Below are 21,742 nucleotides of genomic sequence, written 5' to 3'. Positions count from 1 at the left end.
GCGCGCTGCGCTTCGGCGCGCCGGCGTGCGCGCCGGCTGCGCGTGCGCGCATGCGCGGCGTGTCGCTGCTGGAGATGCTGCTGGTGGTGGGCCTGATCGCGATCGCCGCGCTGCTGGCGGCCTCGGTGCTGACCGGCGGCATCGACGGCATGCGCCTGCGCTCGGCGGCCAAGGAGATCGCCTCGCAACTGCGCTACACCCGCACCCAGGCGATCGCCAGCGGCCAGCCGCAGCGCTTCCTGATCGATCCGCAGGCGCACCGCTGGCAGGCGCCCAACGGCCGCCACGGCGAGATCCCGCCGTCGCTGACGATTCGCTTCACCGGTGCGCGCCAGGCGCAGCGCCGCGACGGCGAGGGCGCGATCCAGTTCTTCGAGGACGGCGCCTCCACCGGCGGGCGCATCGACCTGCAGGCGCGCCAGGCGCGCTGGCGCGTGGATGTGACCTGGCTGACCGGCGAGGTCACGGTCGGGCGTGCACCGGACCAGGCGGGCCCATGAACCGCCAGCGCGGCTACACCCTGATCGAGGTGATCGTGGCGTTCGCGCTGTTGGCGCTGGCGCTGACCCTGCTGTTGGGCTCGCTGTCCGGTGCCGCGCGCCAGGTGCAGCGCGCCGACCAACTGAGCCGCGCCACCCTGTATGCGCAATCGCTGCTGGCGGCGCAGGGCGTGGAGCAGCCGCTGCAGCCGGGGCGCAGCCAGGGCACGCTGGACGAGGGCCGCTACCGCTGGACCCTGGACGTGGCGCCCTACGCCGACCCGCGGCGGCCGCCCGATGCCGCGGTGACGCCCGGCGCGCCGACCTTGCTGCAGTTGACCCTGCAGGTGCGCTGGGGCGATACGCCGGCGCAGGCACTGCAGTGGAAGACCCTGCGCCTGGTCGCCCCGCAAGGCAACGGGGTGCCGCAATGAACGCGCGCGCGCCGCACCGCGCCACTGCGCGCGGCTTCACCCTGATCGAAGTGCTGCTGGCCACGGTGCTGCTGGTCGGCGGCCTGACCCTGGCCTTCGCCACGCTGCGCTCGGCGATGGCGATCAGCGGCCGCGGCGAAGCGATCGCCGGGCGCAGCGAACGCATGCGCGCGGTCGAGGGTTTCCTGCGCCGGCGCCTGAGCGGCGCGCAGTCGCTGCCACTGGACATCGACACGCACACCCTGCAGCCGGTGCGCTTCGTCGGCGAACCGCAGCGCATGCAGTTCGTCGCCGATCTGCCCGAGTACCTCGGCCGCGGCGGTCCCTATCTGCACGACCTGCGGGTCAGTGGCGACGGCGATCATCGGCAACTGGCGATCGCGCTGGTGCAGGTGCAGGCCGGCAAGCAACTGGCCGAGACCCCGCCGCGTCCGCCCGAGCCGCTGGCGCGCGACCTGCGCGAGGTGCGCTTCCGCTATCGCGGCCTGGACCCGGAGCGCGGCACCATCGGCCCCTGGCAGGAGCGCTGGGAGCGCACCGACACGCTGCCGCTGCTGGTCTCGATCGAACTGCGCAGCGGCGACGGCACGGCATGGCCGCCGCTGGTGGTGGCGCTGCGCCAGGCCGGCGGCGCGGAGATGCGGCAATGAGCGCGGCACGTCGCGACCGCGGCGCCGCCCTGGTGCTGGTGCTGTGGCTGATCGCGCTGCTGACCGCCCTGATCGGAGCCTTCGCGCTGACCGCGCGCACCGAGAACCTGCAGGGCAAGGTGCTCGGCGACGGCGCCGAGGCGCAGGAGCGCGCCCGCGCAGGCCTGGAATACGCGCTGACCCGGCTCGCCGGCACGCCCACCCAACCGGGCTGGCGCGCCGACGGACGCCGCTACCGTTGGCAGTACGAAGGCGCCACGGTAGACCTGCGGGTCACCGACGAGAGCGGCAAGGTCGATTTGAACATGGCCGATGCACAACTGCTGGCGGCGCTGGTGCGCGCGGTCGGCGAGGATCCGCAGCGCGCCGAGCGCATCGCCGCGGCGATCGTGGACTGGCGCGACCCGGACAACCTGACCCAGCCCAACGGCGCCGAGGACCCGGACTATGCCGCGGCCGGCCTGCCCTATGGCGCCAAGGATGCGCCGTTCGAAAGCCTGGCCGAGCTGCAGTTGGTACTGGGGATGGACCCGGAGCTGTACGCCAAGCTGCTGCCCAACCTGACCCTGTACGGCGGCGTGTCGCGGCCAACGCCGGACTTCGCGCCGGGGCCGGTGCTGACCGCGCTCGGCCTGGACGCGCAGCAGGTGCTGGCGCAGCGCGAACGCACCGACCAGACCCAGCTCGGCATGGTCGGCATGGGCGGTGGCGGCACCTACAGCATCGAAAGCCGGGCGCGGCTGGGCAATGGCCGCGAGGGCGTGTTGCGTGCGGTGGTGCGCCCAGGCTCGTCGGCGCTGCCGGGCTCCGCCTACACTGTGTTGCGTTGGGAAGAAGGAACGACGGTGCGATGACGGCGTGGCGCGACACGATGGACAAACTTGGCGTACGCATCGCCCCCGGTGCGGGCGGGCTGCTGGCCTGGTGGCAGCGCTCGCTGATGGCGTGGCTGCCGCCGCGCTGGCAGCTGCAACTGGGCTGGTCGCAGGCGCGGCTGCTGCTGTGGCGCGAGGGCGAGCAGCTGATGCTGGCGCGGCAGGTCGAGTCCGAACTGGGCGCGCCGCTGGCGCTGCCGTGGCCGCTGCTGCCCGACGAACTGGAGGCATTGCTGGGGCCGCGCCTGGCGGCGTTGCCGCGGGTGTGGCTGTTGCCGGCCGAGGCGGCACTGCAGCGCCGGTTACGGCTGCCGGCGGCGGCGGCCGAGCACCTGCGCGAGGTGGTGAAGTTCGAGATCGACCGGCAGACCCCGTTCCAGGCCGACCAGGTGATCTACGACGTGCGCGCCGAGGGCCGCCGCGACGACGCCCAGCTCGACGCCGAACTGGTGGTGGCGCCGCGCCGCGTGCTGGACGACCTGCAGGCCAGCGCTGGCGCGCTGCGCCCGACCCTGGCCGGCATCGACGTCGCCGGCAGCGCTGGCGCGCCGCTGGGGGTGAACCTGCTGCCGCAGGAACAGCGCCACCGCCGCGCCGACCCGATGCGGCGCTGGAACGCGATCCTCGCCGTCACCGCGTTGCTGGCGCTGTGCGCCGCCGGCTGGCAGCTGCTGGACAACCGCCGCGACGCGCTGGAGCACCTGCGCACGCAGGTGGACAGCGGGGCGCAGCGCGCGCGCGCCGTCGCCGCGCAGCGCCAGCAACTGATCGACCTGGTCGAAGGTGCCGCATTCTTCGACCAGTTGCGCGCCGAGCGCCCGGCCTCGGTGGAGGTCTGGAACGAACTGAGCAAGCGCCTGCCGGAGGGCACCTATCTGGAGAAGTTCTCGATCGAGGGCAACCAGTTGCAGTTGATCGGCCTCAGCAGCGAAGCCTCGTCGCTGGTCGGGCGCCTGGAAGGCTCGCCGCTGTGGCGCACGCCGTCGCTGACCGGCGTACTGCAGGCCGACCCGGGCAGCCACCGCGACCGTTTCACCCTCACCGCCGAACTGGCCGGGACCAAGCGCAAGGAGGCCGCCGATGCCGGTGCAGGTCGATAAGCGCGACCGCTGGCTGGCGCTGGGGCTGCTGCTGGCGGCGCTGGCGCTGGGCTACCTGGTGCTGGTGCACCCGTGGTGGACCGTGCCGATGCGCGAGGTCGATACGCAGATCCAGGAACTGCGCCAGCGCGAACTGCGCGTGCGCATGCAGCTGCAGCAGGCGCCGCAGGTGGCGCAACGGCTGCAGCAGGCGCAGCGCGAACTGGCCACGCGCCCGGGCTTCTTGCGCGAGACATCGGCCGAGCTGGCCTCGGCCGGCTTGGTGCAGCGCCTGGAAAGCGCGGTGGCCACGGCCAGCCCCGGCAACCGCAGCTGCGCGATCAGCAACCGCTCGCCGCTGGCCGCCGACAATCGCAGCGACCGCTTCACCCGCGTCGCGGTGCAGGTGCGCCTGCGCTGCGGCACGCCGGAACTGGCCGCCGTGCTGCATGCGCTGGAGAGCGGCACGCCGGCGCTGTTCGTCGACAACCTCAACGTGATGGCGCAGCGCTACCAGCTCTCGCCGGGCGAGAGCGGCAACGGCCTGGACGTGGCTTTCGAACTGGCCGGCTACCTGCGCCCGAACGCGATGCCGGCGCCGCCGGCGTCCGCCACGCCGGACCCGGCTGCAGCGGCGGCACCCGCCGCGGCCACACCGGTGATGAACGCTGGCGGTTCCGCCGGTGCCGGGCCGAGCGAGCCGGCTGCCGCGCCAGCGCCGCAGGCCGCGCCCAGCGCGACCAACCTGCCGGGCACGCCCGGCGCTGCGAATACCGCCCCGGCGGACCTGCCGCAACAGGTGGAGGGCCGCCATGCGAATTGAAGCGATGGGCCTGCGCACCGTGTGGCTGGGCACGCTGGCGCTGTGGGGGCTGCTGGTCTGGGCCTTGGGCCTGGGCGGGCTCGGCGAGCGCGTGGCGCCCCTGCCCGACGATCCGTCCATGCTGCAGCGGCTGCCGGGCCTGCCCGCGGCGAGCACGCAGCGCCTGGGCGATTTCTCTCAGTACGGGGAGATCGCCGCGCGCCCGGTGTTCGCCGAGGACCGCCGCCCGCATCCGTTCTTCCTCAGCGCCGACAGCGGCCAGTCCGCCGCACCCAACGTACGCCTGACCGGCGTGCTGCTCACCGACGGCTTCAAGATGGCGACGCTGACCACCGAGCAGGGCGAATCGCTGCGCCTGCAGGAAGGCGGCGCCGCGGTGCAGGGCTGGCGGCTGCTGTCGTTGGCGCCGCGCCAGGCCACGGTCAGCGGTAGCGGCGGCACCCAGACCCTGGAGTTGAAGGTGTTCGACGGCAAGGGCGGGCAACCGCCGACCGTGCTCGGGCAGGCCGGGCGCACGGCTGCCGGGCAAGGGCAGATGCCGCCGCCTGCGTCCGCGCCCAACGGCCAGTCCAACGCCACCGCGCCGCGCCCGCCGACCCAGTCCGCCCCCAACCCGGTGCCGAACCAGGCACCGACCCCGAGCGCACCCGCGCCGTCGTCGCCGGCTCCCTCGTCGGAGCAGCTGCAGGCCATCCGCGAGCGGATCGAAGCGCGGCGCCGGCAATTGCAGCAACAGCGCCAGAACAACCCCTCAGGTCAGAACCCTTGAAGAGTGATCGCATGACGCCGCGTCTGTTTTCCCTGTTCCTCGCCATCGGCCTGGTGGCCGGCTGCGCCACCACGCCCTCGCCGGACGTCCGTCGCGGCGCCGCGATCAATCCCCAGGTCGGCGCGGCCGGCAGCACCCAGAACGACGGCGAGGGCGGCCCGGCCGATCCCAATGCCTTGCCCGAGCGCGCCACCCCGGTGATCCGCCGCGGCAGCGGCACCATGATCAATTCCGCGGCCGCCGCAGCGCCAGCACCGTCGCTGGGCAACGCCAGCAGCGGCAGCGCCACCTTCAACTTCGAGGGCGAATCGCTGCAGGCGGTGGTCAAGGCCATCCTCGGCGACATGCTCGGGCAGAACTACGTGATCGCGCCGGGCGTGCAGGGCACGGTGACCCTGGCCACGCCCAAGCCGGTGTCGCCGGCGCAGGCGCTGAACCTGCTGGAGATGGTGCTGGGTTGGAACAACGCGCGCATGGTCTACAGCGGCGGCCGCTACAACATCGTCCCCGCCGACCAGGCCCTGGCCGGTACGGTGGCGCCGAGCACCGCCTCGCCGGCCAACGCGCGCGGCTTCGAGGTGCGCGTGGTGCCGCTGAAATACATCTCCGCCAGCGAGATGAAGAAGGTGCTGGAGCCGTACGCGCGGCCGAACGCCATCGTCGGCATCGACGGCTCGCGCAACGTCATCACCCTGGGTGGCACCCGCGCCGAGCTGGAGAACTACCTGCGCACCGTGCAGATCTTCGACGTCGACTGGCTGTCGGGCATGTCGGTGGGTGTGTTCCCGATCCAGTCGGGCAAGGCCGAGCAGGTCGCGGCCGACCTGGAGAAGGTGTTCGGCGAGAACAGCAAGACTCCCAGCGCCGGCATGTTCCGCTTCATGCCGCTGGAGAACGCCAACGCGGTGCTGGTGATCACCCCGCAGGCGCGCTACCTGGACCAGATCCAGGAGTGGCTGGACCGCATCGACAGCGCCGGCGGCGGCGCGCGGCTGTTCTCCTACGAACTCAAGTACATCAAGGCCAAGGACCTGGCCGACCGCCTGGCCGAAGTGTTCGGCGCCGGCGGCGGCAACCGCGGCGATTCCAACGCCTCGCTGATGCCGGGCTCGCAGATGAGCCAGTTGAACGGCGGCGGCCTGGGCGGCTTCAACGGCAGCGACAGCAGCGGCCTGGGCGGCGGCAGCTTGGGCGGGAGCCTGGGTGGCAGCAGCGACAGCCTGGGCGGCGGCAGCAGTTCTTCCGGCAGCAGCAGCGGCGGCCTCGGCAACGGCAGCCTGCAGCTGTCGCCGCGCACTGCCGGCAACGGCAGCGTGACCCTGGAAGTGCAGGGCGACAAGGTCGGCGTGTCGGCCGTGGAGGAAACCAACACCCTGCTGGTGCGCTCGACCCCGCAGGCCTGGCGCTCGATCCGCGACATAGTCGAGAAGCTCGACGTGATGCCGATGCAGGTGCACATCGAGGCGCAGGTGGCCGAGGTCAACCTGACCGGCAAGTTGCAGTATGGCGTCAACTGGTTCTTCGAGAATTCGGTCAACGCCTCTGCCGATTCCAACGTGGCCAACTCCACCGGTCTCGGACCGGGAGCAGGCTTGCCCAGTGCGCAGGGCCGCAAGATCTGGGGCGATATCGCCGGTAAGATCACCGGCAGTAGCGGCCTGGGCTGGACTTTCCTAGGCAGGAACGCCGCAGCGGTGATCACTGCTCTGGATCAGATCACCAACGTCAAGCTGCTGCAGACGCCATCGGTGTTCGTGCGCAACAACGCCGAGGCGACGCTCAATGTGGGTACGCGCATTCCGATCAATTCGGTCAGCGTCGACACCGGCCTGGGCACCGGCACTACCTACTCCTCGGTTAACTACATCGACACCGGCGTGATCCTGAAGGTGCGCCCGCGGGTGACCAAGGACGGCATGGTGTTCCTGGACATCGTGCAGGAGGTCAGCTCGCCCGGTGCGGCGCCGACAAATTGCGGCACCAGCGCTGGCACCAGCACCGCCTGCAACGTGCCGATCAACACCCGTCGGGTCAAGACCGAGGCCGCGGTGCAGAGCGGCGACACCATCATGCTCGCCGGCCTGATCAGCGACAGCACCACCGACGGCAGCAACGGTGTGCCCTACCTGAGCAAGCTGCCGGTGGTCGGTGCGCTGTTCGGACAGAAGACCCAGGACAAGAGCCGCAACGAAGTGATCGTACTGCTGACCCCGACGATCGTGCGCAACCCGCAGGAAGCGCGCAATCTCACCGACGAATACGGGCAGAAATTCGAGGCCATGAAGCCGCTGCCGGCACGCGGCAAGAAGTAAGCGGACACTCCTGTGTGCGGCTTGCTGAAACGCAGGCCGCGCACACGATCAAGTCGCTAACCGATCAAGTATCTTATGTGGATGCGGTCAGGCATGGTGGAGTGCGATCTTTGCTGTTGCGAGGCTCAATTTTGATCTGCCGCTAGGATCTCACCTTTTCTGCCTTTCAACGGAGTCTGTGGATATCCAGTCTGATGTAATGTCCTGTTTCAGTGGCGAGCAAGATGAATTACAGGAGGTTTTATGCGTAAAGAATGCGCTCTTCTGCTTTTTGCTGTTTCCGGCGTGTTGCCTTTAAGTGCGCATGCTCAAGTAGTGAACGGAGCGTTCAATAGGCCTGGTCAGCCTTGGGTATGGGAAGCCGCATTCGGCAAGTCCGGTGCTTTTTCGAGTTGCGCGAACGCGACTTACACTCAGGGTGGGGCGAGATTGGGTGGTGCCACAGAGAGTCCGGCCGATGGTTATGTGGCGGTCGTGTCGTTCGACTATAGAGGAGACGTGGGAGCGAATAATCTGTGTGGGCGCGTGTCCCAGACCTTCGTCGTTCCCGTAGCGGCGAAACTGAGCTTTGCCTACAAGATCGGGGATATCTTCCAGCCCGCATCGACTCCACGTACTTTTGAGACGGGATACCTGTACGTCACGATCAAGGATTTGGCCACAGGAGCGACGGAGTCCCTGGCTTCTTACAGCGGTAGAAACCAGGAGCAGCAAAGCTGTTCCGTGACACAGTCGTGTCCGAGGTTCAGGCAGGTGAGCAATATAGACATGTCGAAGTACGCCGGGAAGCAAGTGACGGTCACGATATCGGGCTACACATCGAACTATGTAACCAACTTGGGCGAAGTGCAGAATGTGCCTTCCATGGTGTATGTCGATAATTTTTTCGTGAATTGAGTGATGAGCAGAATATGCGCTTGATCCCGGGCTTGCAGGTGTCTGTATAGACCTGCCCATCGTGCTGCTGGCGGTCGGCGTCGACGACGTCGCGCTGGACGCCTGCCTGGGCGCGCTGGAGGCGAACACGCCGGCCGGCACCCGGGTGTGGCTGGCCGACGATGCGCAGGCCGGGCCGCGCGGCATGCGGGTGATCGAGGCCTGGCTGGCGCGTACGCGCCTGCAGGCCGACTACACGCGGCGGCCGCGCATGCTCGGCGAAGTCGCGCATGTGGACGAGATGCTGCGCGCCTGCGGCGACGCCGACGTGGCGGTGCTGGCTGCTGATGCGCAGCCCGGGCCGGGCTGGTTGCTGCAGTTGAGCGCCTGCCTTGCGCGCGATGCGGCCATCGCCAGCGCCACGCCATGGAGCAATGCCGGCGAAGCCTGCGCGTGGCCGCGGCTGGGCGAGATCAATCCGCTGCCCGAGGATCCCGAGCGCCTGGCACGGGCCTGCGCGGCCTTGCCACCGCTGCATCCGGAACTGCCGTCGGCGGTGTGCCATGCGGTGGTGCTGCGCGGGGTGGCGCGGCAGCGCGCCGGCGGCCTGGACGCCAGCAGCTATGGCTCCTGGTATGCGGCGCTGACCGACCTGTCGCTGCGCATGGCCGGGCTCGGCTGGCGCAACGTGCTGTGCGAGACCGCGCATGTCGCGAGCAGCGGCGAGGGCCGCGCCGCCGACGGCGACATGGACGCGCTGGCCACGCGCTGGCCGGCCTGGCACGCGCGCCTGGCCGGGTTCCTGATGCACGATCCGCTGCGCGCCTGCCGCGAGGAGTTGCAGCGCCTGTACGACACGCTGCCGCCGCCGGATCCGCAACGCGCGCTGTTCGATGCGTAGCCTGGCGCCGCCCACCTGCGGCGTGCGCATTGTTGGACGCAATCCGGCCGCATCTCGCTGTGGCGCTATCTCGAGAACGAGCGCAATTACCCCGGCGGGCATCTCAACGCAGATCCAGATGGATGCCAGTCCCTGCTGGCCTTGCTTGATGCGTTGGTTACCGATGGCGGCGGTTCACGTGCTATCGCGATCACAGCATCCACTAAGGCCGAGCTTGTCGTTCCAAACAATCGGCGCGGCCGCGCTGCGTGGGTCGCTCCGGAGAAGCTGCGCCTCACCTTCTCGACAACCGATGATCTGTGGTCGTTTCCAGCGGATCTAGCGCCGGCTGCACTCGACATTGGCGCGGTCTGGCTTGCAGCCCTGCGAGACGGGATCGACGGCATCCCGAAGGGGCGGGGAGACTATTGCATCGGCAGGGGCGATCTTCGCCTGTGGTTCTGGTGGTGACGCGGGAGCGACCCAGATGGCCATACAAGCCACTCCCGGCAGCGCGCCTGCGCGGCGATATGCAGAGTCAGCCTCACTCCGGCGGCGCGTACACATCCACCGACACTTCCAGCACGTCGTGGCGCCAGGATTCGATGTCGAATTCCACGGCGCGGCCGTCGGCGGCGTAGCTGACGCGTTGCAGGCGGAAACAGGGCGTGCCGGCGGTGGATTGCAGCAGCGCGGCCTGCTCCGCATCGAGCGTGGCCGGATACATCGACAGCCGGCTGCGCGCCTGCCGCAAGCCCAGGCGCTGGGTCAGTACTGCGCTCAGCGAGCCGGCCAGGTCGTGGTCGAGCAGGTGGGGCGCCCATGCGGCGAGGATCGCGTTGGTCTCCAGCAGCACCGCGCGGCGCCCGATCCAGCGCCGGCGCCGCAGCACGAACACCTCGGCCGCGGGATCGTCCAGGTGCAGGTGCCGGGCGAGCGCCGGGCCGGCCGGCTGGCGCTGCGCGGCGAGCAGTTCGGTGCGCGGCACGCCGCCCTGTGCCGCCACGTACTGCATGAAGCCGGCGATGCTGTTGGGGTCGTGGCGCACCCGCGGCGCGCTGACGAACCAGCCGCGACGGTTCTCGCGGTAGATGTGCCCGTCCGATTCGAGTTGCTGCAGGGCCTCGCGCAAGGTGATGCGGGTGCAGCCAAACAGCGCGGCCAGTTCGCGCTCCACCGGCAGGCGTTGGTCGGTACGCCATTCGCCGGCGGCGATGCGCGCCAGCAGCGCATCGGCAATGCGCTGGGCGAAGCCGGCGGTGGTGGCGAAGCTCATGCGAAGTCCAGGGCGTGGTGAAGCGTGGCTGACAAGACTACCTTCTGGCCGGCACGCGGACGATGCGTGAGCATCGCAGGCTCGTGCGGTCCTGCGCGCCGTTCGCACCCGACCTGACGCAGGCGCGCGCTTTGCCGCGAGCCAGCGAAAAGGGAGCGGCGCGTCAGGCGAGGGATTGCGCACGGCGCAGATCCTCCTGCCACAGCCGCAAGCCGTACATCGCCAGCACCACGAACCCGGCGTATAGCGCCGCGGTGGGATACAGCCCCTTGTAAAGAAACACGCCGACGTAGACGCAGTCCAGCACGATCCACAGGCCCCAGTTGGCGATGCGCTTGCGCGCGGCCCAGACGCTGGCGACCACGCTGAACGCCGACAGCGCCGCATCCAGCCACGGCAATGCCGCATCGGTGTGCCGGTGCATCAGCCAGCCCAGCAGAACCGCGCCGGTGGCGCCGGCCAGTACCGAACGCACGCCCTCGGCCCAGGGCAGCGGCCCGACCTGGACCTTGCCGTCGTCGCCGAGTCCCTTGCTCCAGCGCCACCAGCCGTAGCCCTGCAGGACCACGTACAGGCCCTGCAGCAGCATGTCCGAGTACAGCTTCCACTGATAGAACAGCCACGCGTACAGCAGCACCGCGAACACATTGACCGGCCAGCACCAGCGCACCCGCCGCGCGGTCAGCCATACGCCCAACACGTTGATCAGCACGGCGAGCAGTTCGAGGGGGGACATGGGTGGGAGGCCGGGATTGGGGATTGGGGATTGGGGATTGGAGGGGGTGCGCGAGCGCGCAGCATTGCGCTCGTTTTTGTAGGAGCGGCTTCAGCCGCGATAAGCGTTACCGGGAAAGCCCGTCGCGGCTGAAGCCGCTCCTACAACGGCCCTCAGCACAGTTGGCGTTCGAAGAGGGGATGGTGAATGACGTCATCGTGGATCAAGGCATCTGAATCATGACATCTCGCAAACGCATGGGATCGTGGGTGTTGCACGAGCGGCTTCAGCCGCGACCGATCAGCGGCAGCGCGTCGCGGCTGAAGCCGCTCCCACACCAGTAACGCATCCGCATCTAGCTTCGGCTTTTACCAATCCCCAATCTCGATTCCCCAATCCCGGCCCTTCAAAAATCGAACTGCAGCGCCAGCCGCGCGGTCCGCGGCGCGCCGAGGAACAGATAGTCGTCGCCTTCGTAGGCGCCGACGTCGCGCCAGTAGCGCTTGTCGGTGAGGTTGTCCACGCTCAGCCGCAGTGTGGTGGGCACCGTGCCTAGTCGGGTGGCGTAGCGGGCGCCCAGGTTGTAGACGCTGTAGCCGCCGACGGCGACCTGGCCACTGCGGTCGGCGTACTTGGCGCCGCTGTACTGCGCGCCGCCCAGCAGCGCCAGGCCGCTGACGCCGGGCACGTCCCAGCTGGCCTGGGCGCTGGCGCGCAACCGCGGCACGTTCAGTGCCTGGTGGCCTTCGTCGCCCGGTGTGCCGGTGCCCTCGGCGCGCGCGCGGATGCCGGCGACGCTGGCCTGCAGGTGCAGCCCGGCGCCCAGCGTGCCGGCGGCGGACAGTTCGATGCCGCGGTTGTGCAGGCGGCCCTGCTGCACGAACAGGAAACTGCCGTCGGCCTGCGGCTGCGCGTACTGGTTGGCTTGGCGCATGTCGAACAGCGCCGCGCCCAGGGTCACGCCGTCGCGCTCGTACTTCATGCCGGCCTCGCGCTGGTAGGCGCTGGTGGGGGCGAGGATGCTGTCGGCGTTGCTGGCGAACCACGGTGCGGTGCCGCCCGGGGCCAGGCCCTTGGCGAAGCTGGCGTACAGCGACAGCGACGGTTGCACCTTGAACAGCAGTGCCGCCTGCGGCAGCAGCACCGAGCGGCGCGTGCGCCGGGTCAGGGTGCCGTCGCGGTCCCAGGCGCGTTCGTCGTAGCGCACCTGGCGCGCGCCCAGCAGCAGCTGCCAGGCATCGCCGATGCCGATGCGGTCGCTGGCCAGCAGGGCAGTCTGTTCGCTGTCCAGGCGCCGACGCTTGGGGCCGAGCACGGCGTCTGCAGGCGCCAGCAGCGGCGGATCGGCGTCGATGTTGCCGCTGCCGATCATTTCATTGATCGAGCCGTGGCGGTCGATGGTGCGATGCAGATAGTCGACCCCGACCTGGAACTGGTGCTGCAGCACGCCGGTACTGGCGCTGCCGCTGGCGATCGCCTGCAGTTCGTCGTTGCGGCGGCTGTCGGCGGGGCTGCGGTAGTCGTAGATGTCGTAGTCGCCTTCGCGGCTGAAGTAGTTGGGCACCGCGTCGCCGGCGCAGCTGGCCGCGCCGTAGCAGCCCCAGGCGAAGCTGGAGTAATCGTCGATCAGCGCGCGGCTATGCGATGCGGCGACGTGCACATTCCAGGTGTCGCTGAAGCGGTACTCGTAGCGCACCTGTGCATTCAGCGCCTCGATGCCGACCGGCTTGGACCACGGTTGGTAGGCGAGCAGGCGGTGCACGGACACCCCGTTCGGCAACTGCGTGCCGCCGAGCAACTGGTAGCCCGGCACCGAGCGCTGCTGGCGGTCCTGGTATTCCACGTCCAGCTGCAGGGTCGATTGCGGATCGATGTTCCAGTCCGCGGCCAGCGACAGGAAGTTGCGGTGGCCGTCGGCGTGGTCGACATAGCTGCGCAGCGTCTCGTGCGCGGCGTTGACGCGCAGGCCGAACTGGCGCTCGCTGCCGAACCAGTCGCCCAGGTCCACCGCCGCGCCGCGGCTGCCGTCGTCGTCGCCGCTCAGCACCAGGCTGCGCACGTGTTGCGGGCGCTTGGTCTGGTAGTCGATCACCCCGGCCGGGGTGGTGATGCCGGACAGCACCCCGGACAGGCCCTTGAGCACCTGCACCTGCTCCTTGTTCTCCAGCGCCACGTTCTGTTCGCCGGCGATGGTCAGGCCGTTGATGCGGTAGCTGTTGGCCGCGTCGAGCGAATAGCCGCGGACCAGGAAGTTCTCGTAGTAGCCGATCGGCGCGTAGCTGTCGCCGACCGCGGCGTCGGCGCGCAGCACCTCGCTGAGCACGCGCACCTGGCGGTCGGACAGCTGGGTGCGGTCGATCGTGTCGATGGCCATCGGCGTATCCAGCAGCGGTGCATCGCCGTAGCCGCTCAGGCTGCTGCGGTTGTGCGGCTGGCGGCCCTGCACGTTGACGGCGTCCAGGTCGACCGGGGTTTGCGTCGCGGCGGATGCCGGCGCTGCGTCGGCGGCCAGGGCCGGCAGCGGCAGCGCGATGGCCAGCGCCAGCGTGAGAGCGTGCGGGGCGGGGAAGCGGCGGGTGGGAAGCATGCGGGACGACCTCGGGCAAACGAAACGAAAGAGGGAAGCGGCACGCCCGCGCAGTGCGCGGACGACAGGCGTGACGGTGTCGAGACGGCGGTTCATGGCGCGGCCGCGGCGCGCCGCTGCAGATGTCGCAGCAGGCGCTGGCCCTCGTCCTCGCCATACCAGGCGGCGTGGCCGAGCAGGTAGCGGCGGTAGGCGATCTCGGCGTGCGCATTCGAGCCGGTAATGCCGGCGAAGTACTCGATCTCGCTGAGTGCGAAATCGGCATGCACCAGCGGCAGCAGCGCAGTCAGCAAGCGCAGTTGCGCCGCGTCCAGCGGCAGCAGCGAGGCGTAACCCTGCAGCAGCGCGTCGAGCTGGTCGAGGTCGGCGACCGCGCTGCCGCCGTCGTCCAATTGCAGCCACGGGATCAGGTTGCGTTCGATCGCGGTGGCCAGGTCGAACAGGGCGAAGGTGCGGTCGGTCAGGCCGAAATCGAACACTGCGCTGACCGTGCTGGCCGGGCCATGGCCGCGCCACAGCAGGTTGGAGGCATGCCAGTCGCCGTGCGTCCACAGCGCCGGCGGCGGTGTCTGCAGCAGCGGCCAGGCCTGCGCGTGCCAGGGCAGCAGGTGCGCGCGCAGGTCGTCCTGCCAGTCGCGTTGCTGCAGCCACGCCGCCAGCGCCGGGCGCCGCGCCAGGTCGTGTTGCAGCGCCTGCAACGGCTGCGGCTGGACGAACAGGCGCAGGTTGGCGACCAGCACAGTGGTGGTGCGCGGCGGCGCCGCGTAACTGGCGGCGGCGCGGTGCAGCGCGGCCAGCGCGCGGCCGGCTGCGGCGGCATGGGCGGTGTCGGCGAACGGCGTCCACGACATCGCCTCGCGGTAGCGGTCCTCGCCCTCGCCGGCGCGCAGCACTTCGTAGGTCCAGTGGCCGCGCCGCACCGCGCTGGCGCCGTCGCGGTCGCGCAGCACCTCCGGCACCGGCATGCCGCGTGCGCGCAGGTGGGCGATGAAGGCGTGCTCTTCGCCGAGCGCGTGCAGGTCGCGCACGCGGCGATGGTGGCGCTTGACGAACAGCGTGCCCGCGGTGGTCTCGACCTCCGCCGCCGCCGAGAACGGACGCGGACTGTGCCAGCGCAGGGCGCGCAGGCGACCGGGCACGGGGTACTGCTGCAGCAGCGCCTCCACCTCGCCGTCGGACAGCGGCGGCCAGTCGGCCACGACGGTCTGCGTGCCCATGCCGTGCATCTGGTGGCGGGCGCTCATGCGCGCGCCTCGTGGCGTCGGCGCGACCCAGTGCGCCACGTTGGCGGCTGCATGCCGGGCATGCAATGCGCTGCGGCGCGGCTTTCGCGGATGGTTGGTCTAGACCAGGAGCGGGGAGGCCTGGCGGAGGGCCCGGTCGCGCGATCGGGAGCGGGGACGGTGGCGCCGCCGGCATCTCGGCATGCGCGCGGGCTCAGGTGGCGCGCGCGGTGTGCGGGGTGGGGCGGCAGCCTTGGACAGGAAACAACGCTGACCGGCATCTGCACTGGGCGAAGGAGAGGGCACGGATCGCTCCGTCTCCCGCACGCGCGGGGCCGCAGGCGGCCGCGCAGCGCACGGGGCGCAGAGTATGCGCGGCAATCGCCGCCGCCGCCATGCCCGCCGCGCGCGTGGCGGGCGGCGCATGCGGGAGACATGCGGGATAATTGGCGGATGAGCGAACAGCAGATAGCCGTAGTGGTGGTGACCTACGAGAGCGGCAGCACCATCGATGCCTGTCTGCAGCGGTTGCGCGCGGCGGCCGAAGTGGCGCAGATCCGGGTGATCGACAACGCCTCGCGCGACGACACCCTGGCGGTGGTGCAACGGCATGCGCTGGACGATGCGCGGGTGCGCTTCATCGCCAATCCCGACAACCCCGGCTTCGCCACCGCCTGCAACCAGGGCGCCGCGGCCAGCGACGCGCCGTGGCTGGCCTTCGTCAATCCCGACCTGATGGTCGAGCCCGACACCCTGGCCCAACTGCGCGCGCAGGCCGCCGCGCTCGGCGAGGCGCTGCTGGGCGTGGAGCAGGTCGACGAGCACGGCCGCGCCGACGCCGCGGTGCGGCGACGCGATCCGGACTTCGCGGCGATGCTGCGGCATCCGCTGGCCGGCTCGCGGCTGGCGCTGGCGGCCGACCCGGCGCAGCCGCTGCAGCCGGTACCGGCATTGTCCGGTGCGCTGATGCTGTTGCCGCGTGCGCTGTTCGCGCGCATCGGCGGTTGGGACGCCGGCTACCGGCTGCATGCCGAGGACCTGGACCTGTGCCGCCGCGCGCGCCAGGCCGGGGCCACGGTGGCGGTGCTGAACACCCTGCGCGTGCTGCACGTACGCGGCGTGTCCAGCCGCAAGCGGCCGTGGTTCGTCGAGTGGCACAAGCACCGCGGCCTGTGGCGCTACTTCCGCAAGTTCGAGGCACCGACCCGGGCCTGGCCGCTGCGGGTGGCAGTGTGGGCGGTGATCTGGCTGCATGCCTGGGTCACCTTCGCCCGGCTGTGCTGGCGCCGCCCAGGCTGAACGAAATCGGCCGCGTTGCGCGCGCGTGCGGCATAGCAACATAAATTCGCTATATTGGGAAGTGCGTCACTTAACAAATGGCGTGTTCCGCCGATTTCCTCCCTGGGCCGCGTCTGCTTTTCCGGTTCGGGGACCCCCACCAGGAACTCAACCATGCATGATTTCGATGGCGTGCGTCCGCGCACCCGCGCGCGCGCTTGCGCGCCCGCTATGCCCATGCCTGCTCCCGGCAGCGCCACGCCCGCGCGCCGCGCGCGGCTGGCGCTGGCGCTGCTCGCGCTGGCCGCCGGTCCCTGCTACGCCAGTGCCTGGGTCGACGAGGCCGGCCACGGGCTGGTGATCCTCAAGGCCAGCCACACCGATGGCGGCGCGGTGTTCAACAGCCACGGCCAGTCCGGCAACTTCCCCGATGCCGGGCGCAGCCGCCAGGACCAGCTCAATCTCTACGGCGAATACGCGCTGACTTCGGACCTGACCCTGGTCGGCAACTTCTATTTCAGCAAGGTCGGCTACCGCAACGACAGCGGCTATGGCGATCGCCACAGTAGCGGCTGGTCGGATCAGGAAATCGGCCTGCGCTACCGGCTCGACCCGGACGGCCGCGACGGTCCCTGGCAGGGCGCGCTGCAGGTGCTGGCACTGGTCCCCGGCTACGCGCGCCAGCGCGACGGTGAACGGCCGGCGCTGGGCCAGGGCGACTACGGCGCCGAGCTGCGCTACAGCGTCGGCCGCGGCTACCGGCTGGGCGAGCACGACGGTTATGTCGATCTGGGCACGGCGGTGCGCCTGCGCGGCGGCGATGCCTCCGACGAGGCGCGGCTGGACCTGTCCAGCGGCGTGGCGCTGGCGCCGCGCTGGATGCTGATCGGGGAGTTCAACGTGATCCAGAGCCTGGGCAACGGCAAGGGGCCGAACCGGATCTACGCGCCCGGCGACAACACGCCGATCCGCGGCAACAACTTCGATTTCAGCAAGCTGCAGGCCTCGGTGCTGTACACGCTGCCCGGTGGCACGCAGCTGCAGCTCGGCTACCAGCAGCCGGTGGCCGGGCGCAACACCGGCGGCGCGGGCGGCCCGTTCGTCGCCGCCTGGTGGCGGTTCTAACCGTGTCCGGCGAACACGACAGCGCCGCCGCCGAGGCGAGCGTGCCCGGCCGGCTCGGGCGGCTTGCGACCGAGGGCGGCCTTCAGTTGCCGATCGGCGAGGCCTTGGTCGCCGCGGGGGTGATCGACCCGCCGCTGCTGCAGAACGCGCTGGCCCTGCAGGCGCGCTGGCGCTCGCGCCTGGGCGACGTGGTGCTGGCCCAGCGCGGGGTCGCGCCGCTGCGCTTCTACACCGTGCTGGCGCAGCATTTCGGGCTGAACTTCGTCAATCTGCTCAAGCAGCCGATCGACCCGGCGCTGTTCCAGCCGGAGCGGCTGGCCGACTACGCGCAGCGCCTGGTGCTGCCGTGGCGCGAGGAGGACGGCCAACTCGTGCTGGCGGTGGCCGATCCCGGCCCGGAGATCTTCGCCTGGGCGCGCGCCACCTACGGCGAGCAGGTGCGTTTCGTCGGCACCTCCAAGTTCGACATCGTCTGGAGCCTGCAGCAGCACGCCGACGCGCAGCTCACCCACGACGCGCTGAACCTGCTGGCCGAACACGCGCCGGAGCATTCGGCGCGGCAGGTGATCACCCGCGCGCAGTCCGCCTTCCTGGTGGCGCTGACCGTGGTGCTGGCCGCGGCGCTGGCGCTGTGGCCGCTGGTCACGCTGATCGCGCTCAACACGCTGATCGCGGTGGCGTTCCTGGCCACCTTCGGGCTGAAGCTGGTGCTGGCCTGGCGCGGCGCGCGGCGCCGCATCGACATCAAGGTCAGCGACGAGGAAGTGGCCGCGCTCGGCGACGAGGACCTGCCGGTCTACACGGTGCTGGTGCCGATGTACAAGGAACCGGACGTGCTGCCGATCCTGGCCAACGCGCTGCGCCGGCTCGACTACCCCACCTCCAAGCTGGACGTGAAGCTGGTGCTGGAGGCCGACGACACCGAGACCATCGAGGCGGCCAAGGCGCTGGGCCTGGAGGCGTTCTTCGAGATCATCCGGGTGCCGCCGTCGCAGCCCAAGACCAAGCCCAAGGCCTGCAACTACGCGCTGCGCTTCGCCCGCGGGCAGATGCTCACCATCTACGACGCCGAGGACAAGCCGGAGCCCGACCAGCTCAAGCGCGTGGTCGCCGCGTTCCGCAAATCGCCGGCCGACGTGGCCTGCATCCAGGCGCGGCTGAACTACTACAACGCCGACGAGAACTGGCTCACGCGCATGTTCACGCTGGAATACACGTTGTGGTTCGACTTCTACCTGCCGGCGCTGGAGACCCTGCGCATCCCGATCCCGCTCGGCGGCACCTCCAACCACTTCCGCCTGGACATCCTGCGCAAGGTCCACGCCTGGGACCCGTACAACGTCACCGAGGACGCCGACCTGGGCGTGCGCCTGACCCAGCAGGGCTACCGCGTCAGCGTGGTCAACTCGACCACGTTCGAGGAAGCCAACGTCAGCATCCCCAACTGGATCCGGCAGCGCTCGCGCTGGCTCAAGGGTTACATGCAGACGTGGCTGGTGCACATGCGCAACCCGCTGCAGTTGTACCGCTCCACCGGCGCGCGCGGGTTCTGGGGCTTCCAGCTGTTCGTCGGCGGCACCTTCTTCACCGCGCTGGCCGCGCCGCTGATGTGGCTCAGCTACGGGTTGTGGCTGGCGGTCGGGTCGAAGTTCTTCGATCCGTTCTTCCCGCCGGCGCTGCTGTACCTGAGCCTGCTCAACCTGCTGCTCGGCAACGGCTTCCTGATCTACATGACCCTGGTGGCGGCGTTCAAGCGCGACTACTTCCGCCTGGCGCCCTACGCGCTGACCGTGCCGCTGTACTGGCTGCTGCAGTCCATCGCCGCCTACAAGGGCCTGTGGCAGCTCATCCGTAACCCGTTCTACTGGGAAAAGACCACCCATGGCATCAGCAAGCACATGGCCGAAGAGCGCCGCGCCGCGCTCGACGACTGACGCGCCGCGCCGCGCGCGCGGCACCGCGGTGTTCGTGTGCACCGCGGCGCTGCTGGCGCTGCTGTGCCACCGGCTGCTCGCGCACGGCTACATGAGCGACGACGCGATGGCGCAGTACGCCAAGCTGCTGCTGTTGCGCGACGCGGCCGGCTTCCGCATCGAGTACCTGGGCTTCCTGTACGCGCAGGCCTCGCTGTACCTGGGCGTGCTGATCGGCGGCCTGCCGGGGCTGTCCACGCCGCTGCTGCCGTACCTGGTCGACGTGCTGGCCGGGGCGACTCTGGTGACCCTGCTGTGGCGCGACATCGCCGCCGGGCTGGGCCGCGGCTGGGCCTGGGCGCTGAGCGCCGGGCTGGTGGTCCAGCCGTTCTTCCTGTGGCCGACCCTGTCCGGCAACAACCAGGGCCTGGGCCTGCTGGTGTTCTACGTGGCCGCGCGCGCGCTGCGCCACTTCCGCGACGATCCGGAAGCCTTCGCCTACCTGCGCCTGGCCGCGAGCCTGTGCCTGCTGTTCTTCGTCGACGAACGCGCCTGCTTCCTGGCGGTGGGGCTGGCGCCGTGGCTGTTCCTGATCGCGCCGCCGCGCCTGATGCGGCAGGCGCCGCTGGCCTTCTACCTGGTGTGCTACCTGCCGTTCCTGTTCGCGGTGGCGGCCTGGATGTACCTCAACTACATGTTCTTCGGCGACCCGCTGCTGTTCGTGCGCGACGCCAATTCCGCCTTCCGCGGCATCTATGCGCAGGCGGCGCTGCAGCCGTGGCTGCAGCAGGCCGCGGCGCAGCCGTGGTGGCCGCCGCTGTGGCTGCTGCTGGCCGGCATGGTCAGCGCGCCGCTGTTGCTGTTGCTGCGCCACACCCGCACCGGCGACACCTGGCGCAGCGTGCTGGCTGCCACCGCCACGGTGATCGGCGCCGGCACGCTGGCCACCTGGGCGCGCTTCACTGCGCAGCCGCTGGACTTCCTGGCCCTGCTGCTGGTGCCGGTGGCGCTGGTGCTGGGCGACCTGCGCCGCGACGTGCGCTGGCTGGGCCTGGCGTTGCTGCTGGCCGGCGCGGTGTCCAGCGGCTGGGTGATCGCCCGCACCGCCACCTCCACCACCCGCGACTGGATCGCCGCGCTGCAGGCGCCGGCAGCGCCGCGCCATGCCGACGCCGCGCAGTTGGGGGCGTGGCTGGCCGAGGCGCGGTTGCCGACCCTGCTCGACGATCGCGCCAGCTATCCGGTGATCGTTGCCCGCGGCGACGCCAAGCAACTGGTCCTGCCGTTCGATCCGCGCTTCAAGCAGGCGCTGGTCGATCCACGGAAGATGCCGGACCAGGTGGTGGTGAGCGACCCTGCCAGCCAGACCGGTGCCCTGGACAGCCTCAACCGGCGCTTCCCGCAGCTATGGCAACAGGGCCTGCCGGGCTACAGTCTGGTCTACCACCAGGGCATCTACCGGGTATGGCGCCGATCGCCGTAAGATTGCTGGCCGCCTTGCTGCTGGCGCTGAGCGCCGGCGGCTGCAGTGCGGCGCCCGCATCGCCGTGGATGGGTGCCAACGTCAAGGTGTCGCCCAGCGCGCCGTGGGGCAGCAACGCGGCACAGCAGTCGCTGCAGCAGCTGGCCGATGCCGGCGCCTCGCGCGCGCTGCTGGTCGCCTTCGTCTGGCAGGCGTCGCCGCAGTCCTCGGCGCCGGTGTTGGGCAGCGACAGCAGTCCTGCGCTGATCCGCGCCGGATTGCGGCAGATGCGTGCGGCCGGCCTGCAGCCGGTGCTGAAGGTGCATCTGTGGATTCCCGGGCACTGGGCCGGCGAGGCCGCGCCGGCCGATCGCGACGCCTGGTTCGCCGCCTACCGGCGCGCGCTGCTGCAACTGGCCCAGGTCGCCGCCGAAGAGCGCGCCAGCGCGCTGATCGTCGGCACCGAACTGCGCCAGTTGCAGGATGCCCCGCAGTGGCCGGCGCTGCTGGCGGCGGTGCGTCAGGTCTATCGCGGCCCGATCGGCTACGTCGCCGACGGCCTGGAGCAGGCCGAGCGCTTCGGCTATTGGGACCGTTTCGATTTCGTCGGTACCAGCCTGTATCCGGCGCTGGCCGCGGCGCCGGCGCAGCGGCGCGCGCAGATGCATGCGGCGGCGGCGCGGGTGCAGGCGCTGGGCGAGCGCAGCGGCCGCCCGGTGTGGGTGGCCGAACTCGGCTTGCGCTCGGCGCGCGGCAGCCTCGCCGCGCCTTGGGAAAGCCCGGAGCAGCGCAGCGCCGAAGTCGACACGGCGCTGCAGGCGCAGGTGCTGCGCGAGTGGCGCGATGTACTCGACGCGCAGCCGCGCATCGCCGGCATCGCACTGTGGTGCTGGTACACCGATCCGGGCGCCGGCGGCGCCCGCGACAGCGATTTCACCGTGCAGCACAAGCCGGCGCAGGCGGTACTCAAGCGTTGAGGTGTGCGG

General features: G+C 70.4%; 18 protein-coding genes and 1 pseudogene. 15 read left to right on the top strand and 4 right to left on the bottom strand.

The window, feature by feature from the left end; genetic code table 11:
• The first annotated feature begins 50 nt into the window (after positions 1–50).
• The 10 genes and pseudogenes from xpsH to QN245_RS17935 all read left to right on the top strand — a co-directional run bounded on the left by xpsH (position 51) and on the right by QN245_RS17935 (position 9,198).
• Entirely contained in the window at positions 51–500 is a 450-nt protein-coding gene (gene xpsH, locus QN245_RS17980) for a type II secretion system protein XpsH (protein WP_039726527.1), read from the top strand.
• On the top strand, positions 497–913 hold the full coding sequence (gene xpsI / locus QN245_RS17975) for a type II secretion system protein XpsI (RefSeq protein ID WP_184448413.1): 417 nt from the start codon (positions 497–499) through the stop codon (positions 911–913). The genes xpsH and xpsI overlap by 4 nt, the downstream gene beginning before the upstream one ends.
• Positions 910–1,563, top strand: coding sequence for a type II secretion system protein J (locus QN245_RS17970; RefSeq protein WP_160970280.1), 654 nt, complete (start codon positions 910–912; stop codon positions 1,561–1,563). Before xpsI ends, QN245_RS17970 begins: the two co-directional genes overlap by 4 nt.
• Complete coding sequence (locus tag QN245_RS17965) at positions 1,560–2,417, top strand: type II secretion system minor pseudopilin (protein ID WP_160970282.1); 858 nt, start codon at positions 1,560–1,562, stop codon at positions 2,415–2,417. The genes QN245_RS17970 and QN245_RS17965 overlap by 4 nt, the downstream gene beginning before the upstream one ends.
• Positions 2,414–3,538 (top strand): PilN domain-containing protein, encoded by a 1,125-nt coding sequence (locus QN245_RS17960; RefSeq protein ID WP_184448412.1) that lies wholly within the window; start codon positions 2,414–2,416, stop codon positions 3,536–3,538. Before QN245_RS17965 ends, QN245_RS17960 begins: the two co-directional genes overlap by 4 nt.
• Positions 3,519–4,154: pseudogene (gspM, locus tag QN245_RS17955) on the top strand (type II secretion system protein GspM); the annotation flags it as partial. The gene QN245_RS17960 and the pseudogene gspM, both read left to right, overlap by 20 nt.
• A 175-nt stretch (positions 4,155–4,329) precedes the next feature.
• On the top strand, positions 4,330–5,109 hold the full coding sequence (xpsN, locus tag QN245_RS17950; protein WP_184448410.1) for a type II secretion system protein XpsN: 780 nt from the start codon (positions 4,330–4,332) through the stop codon (positions 5,107–5,109).
• An 11-nt stretch (positions 5,110–5,120) separates the two neighbouring features.
• Positions 5,121–7,421: a type II secretion system secretin GspD gene (gspD, locus tag QN245_RS17945; RefSeq protein ID WP_184644544.1), complete on the top strand. Its 2,301-nt coding sequence runs from the start codon at positions 5,121–5,123 to the stop codon at positions 7,419–7,421.
• A gap of 243 nt (positions 7,422–7,664) precedes the next feature.
• Entirely contained in the window at positions 7,665–8,318 is a 654-nt protein-coding gene (locus QN245_RS17940; protein ID WP_184448408.1) for a hypothetical protein, read from the top strand.
• 46 nt (positions 8,319–8,364) lie between these two features.
• Positions 8,365–9,198 carry a glycosyltransferase gene (locus QN245_RS17935; RefSeq protein WP_160970302.1) on the top strand — a complete coding sequence of 278 codons (834 nt, stop codon included), beginning with the start codon at positions 8,365–8,367 and terminating at the stop codon, positions 9,196–9,198.
• A 523-nt stretch (positions 9,199–9,721) separates the two neighbouring features.
• Here QN245_RS17935 and QN245_RS17930 read toward each other — a convergent pair.
• From QN245_RS17930 to QN245_RS17915, 4 genes are all read right to left on the bottom strand, one after another.
• Positions 9,722–10,453, bottom strand: a complete 732-nt coding sequence (locus QN245_RS17930; protein WP_317843808.1) for a UTRA domain-containing protein — start codon at positions 10,451–10,453, stop codon at positions 9,722–9,724.
• 163 nt (positions 10,454–10,616) lie between these two features.
• On the bottom strand, positions 10,617–11,189 hold the full coding sequence (gene pnuC, locus QN245_RS17925) for a nicotinamide riboside transporter PnuC (RefSeq protein ID WP_317843807.1): 573 nt from the start codon (positions 11,187–11,189) through the stop codon (positions 10,617–10,619).
• 385 nt (positions 11,190–11,574) lie between these two features.
• Entirely contained in the window at positions 11,575–13,755 is a 2,181-nt protein-coding gene (locus QN245_RS17920) for a TonB-dependent siderophore receptor (RefSeq protein ID WP_317843806.1), read from the bottom strand.
• Between the two features lie 92 nt (positions 13,756–13,847).
• Entirely contained in the window at positions 13,848–14,999 is a 1,152-nt protein-coding gene (locus tag QN245_RS17915) for a phosphotransferase enzyme family protein (RefSeq protein WP_317843805.1), read from the bottom strand.
• 432 nt (positions 15,000–15,431) lie between these two features.
• Here QN245_RS17915 and QN245_RS17910 point away from each other — a divergent pair, with 432 nt between their 5' ends.
• The 5 genes from QN245_RS17910 (at position 15,432) to QN245_RS17890 (ending at position 21,733) form a co-directional block, all read left to right on the top strand.
• The gene (locus QN245_RS17910; protein ID WP_160970675.1) at positions 15,432–16,277 is read left to right on the top strand and encodes a glycosyltransferase family 2 protein; all 846 of its coding nucleotides are present in this window, start codon (positions 15,432–15,434) and stop codon (positions 16,275–16,277) included.
• A gap of 153 nt (positions 16,278–16,430) precedes the next feature.
• A complete protein-coding gene (locus QN245_RS17905) occupies positions 16,431–17,381 on the top strand; it encodes a hypothetical protein (RefSeq protein ID WP_317843804.1) in 951 nt (316 codons plus the stop codon).
• 2 nt (positions 17,382–17,383) lie between these two features.
• Complete coding sequence (locus tag QN245_RS17900; protein ID WP_184448401.1) at positions 17,384–19,315, top strand: glycosyltransferase family 2 protein; 1,932 nt, start codon at positions 17,384–17,386, stop codon at positions 19,313–19,315.
• On the top strand, positions 19,263–20,777 hold the full coding sequence (locus tag QN245_RS17895; RefSeq protein ID WP_317843803.1) for a hypothetical protein: 1,515 nt from the start codon (positions 19,263–19,265) through the stop codon (positions 20,775–20,777). The genes QN245_RS17900 and QN245_RS17895 overlap by 53 nt, the downstream gene beginning before the upstream one ends.
• Positions 20,759–21,733, top strand: a complete 975-nt coding sequence (locus QN245_RS17890; protein WP_425612885.1) for a glycoside hydrolase family 113 — start codon at positions 20,759–20,761, stop codon at positions 21,731–21,733. The genes QN245_RS17895 and QN245_RS17890 overlap by 19 nt, the downstream gene beginning before the upstream one ends.
• Positions 21,734–21,742 lie beyond the last annotated feature (9 nt).

Source organism: Xanthomonas rydalmerensis, assembly GCF_033170385.1.
Taxonomy (GTDB): Bacteria; Pseudomonadota; Gammaproteobacteria; order Xanthomonadales; family Xanthomonadaceae; genus Xanthomonas_A; species Xanthomonas_A rydalmerensis.
Note: the sequence above shows the minus strand (reverse complement) of the source record. Positions and strands in the feature narration are given on the sequence as shown.

What these genes read in the sequence shown, in the direction of transcription:
- gspD (WP_184644544.1), top strand. Translation starts at nt 5,121, where the DNA reads ATGACGCCGCGTCTGTTTTCCCTGTTCCTCGCCATCGGCCTGGTGGCC.
- pnuC (WP_317843807.1), bottom strand. Translation starts at nt 11,189, where the DNA reads ATGTCCCCCCTCGAACTGCTCGCCGTGCTGATCAACGTGTTGGGCGTA.
- QN245_RS17895 (WP_317843803.1), top strand. Translation starts at nt 19,263, where the DNA reads ATGGCATCAGCAAGCACATGGCCGAAGAGCGCCGCGCCGCGCTCGACG.
- QN245_RS17910 (WP_160970675.1), top strand. Translation starts at nt 15,432, where the DNA reads ATGAGCGAACAGCAGATAGCCGTAGTGGTGGTGACCTACGAGAGCGGC.
- QN245_RS17915 (WP_317843805.1), bottom strand. Translation starts at nt 14,999, where the DNA reads ATGAGCGCCCGCCACCAGATGCACGGCATGGGCACGCAGACCGTCGTG.
- QN245_RS17905 (WP_317843804.1), top strand. Translation starts at nt 16,431, where the DNA reads ATGCATGATTTCGATGGCGTGCGTCCGCGCACCCGCGCGCGCGCTTGC.
- QN245_RS17920 (WP_317843806.1), bottom strand. Translation starts at nt 13,755, where the DNA reads ATGCTTCCCACCCGCCGCTTCCCCGCCCCGCACGCTCTCACGCTGGCG.
- QN245_RS17965 (WP_160970282.1), top strand. Translation starts at nt 1,560, where the DNA reads ATGAGCGCGGCACGTCGCGACCGCGGCGCCGCCCTGGTGCTGGTGCTG.
- QN245_RS17960 (WP_184448412.1), top strand. Translation starts at nt 2,414, where the DNA reads ATGACGGCGTGGCGCGACACGATGGACAAACTTGGCGTACGCATCGCC.
- QN245_RS17970 (WP_160970280.1), top strand. Translation starts at nt 910, where the DNA reads ATGAACGCGCGCGCGCCGCACCGCGCCACTGCGCGCGGCTTCACCCTG.
- QN245_RS17930 (WP_317843808.1), bottom strand. Translation starts at nt 10,453, where the DNA reads ATGAGCTTCGCCACCACCGCCGGCTTCGCCCAGCGCATTGCCGATGCG.
- xpsN (WP_184448410.1), top strand. Translation starts at nt 4,330, where the DNA reads ATGCGAATTGAAGCGATGGGCCTGCGCACCGTGTGGCTGGGCACGCTG.
- QN245_RS17940 (WP_184448408.1), top strand. Translation starts at nt 7,665, where the DNA reads ATGCGTAAAGAATGCGCTCTTCTGCTTTTTGCTGTTTCCGGCGTGTTG.
- xpsI (WP_184448413.1), top strand. Translation starts at nt 497, where the DNA reads ATGAACCGCCAGCGCGGCTACACCCTGATCGAGGTGATCGTGGCGTTC.
- xpsH (WP_039726527.1), top strand. Translation starts at nt 51, where the DNA reads ATGCGCGGCGTGTCGCTGCTGGAGATGCTGCTGGTGGTGGGCCTGATC.
- QN245_RS17890 (WP_425612885.1), top strand. Translation starts at nt 20,759, where the DNA reads ATGGCGCCGATCGCCGTAAGATTGCTGGCCGCCTTGCTGCTGGCGCTG.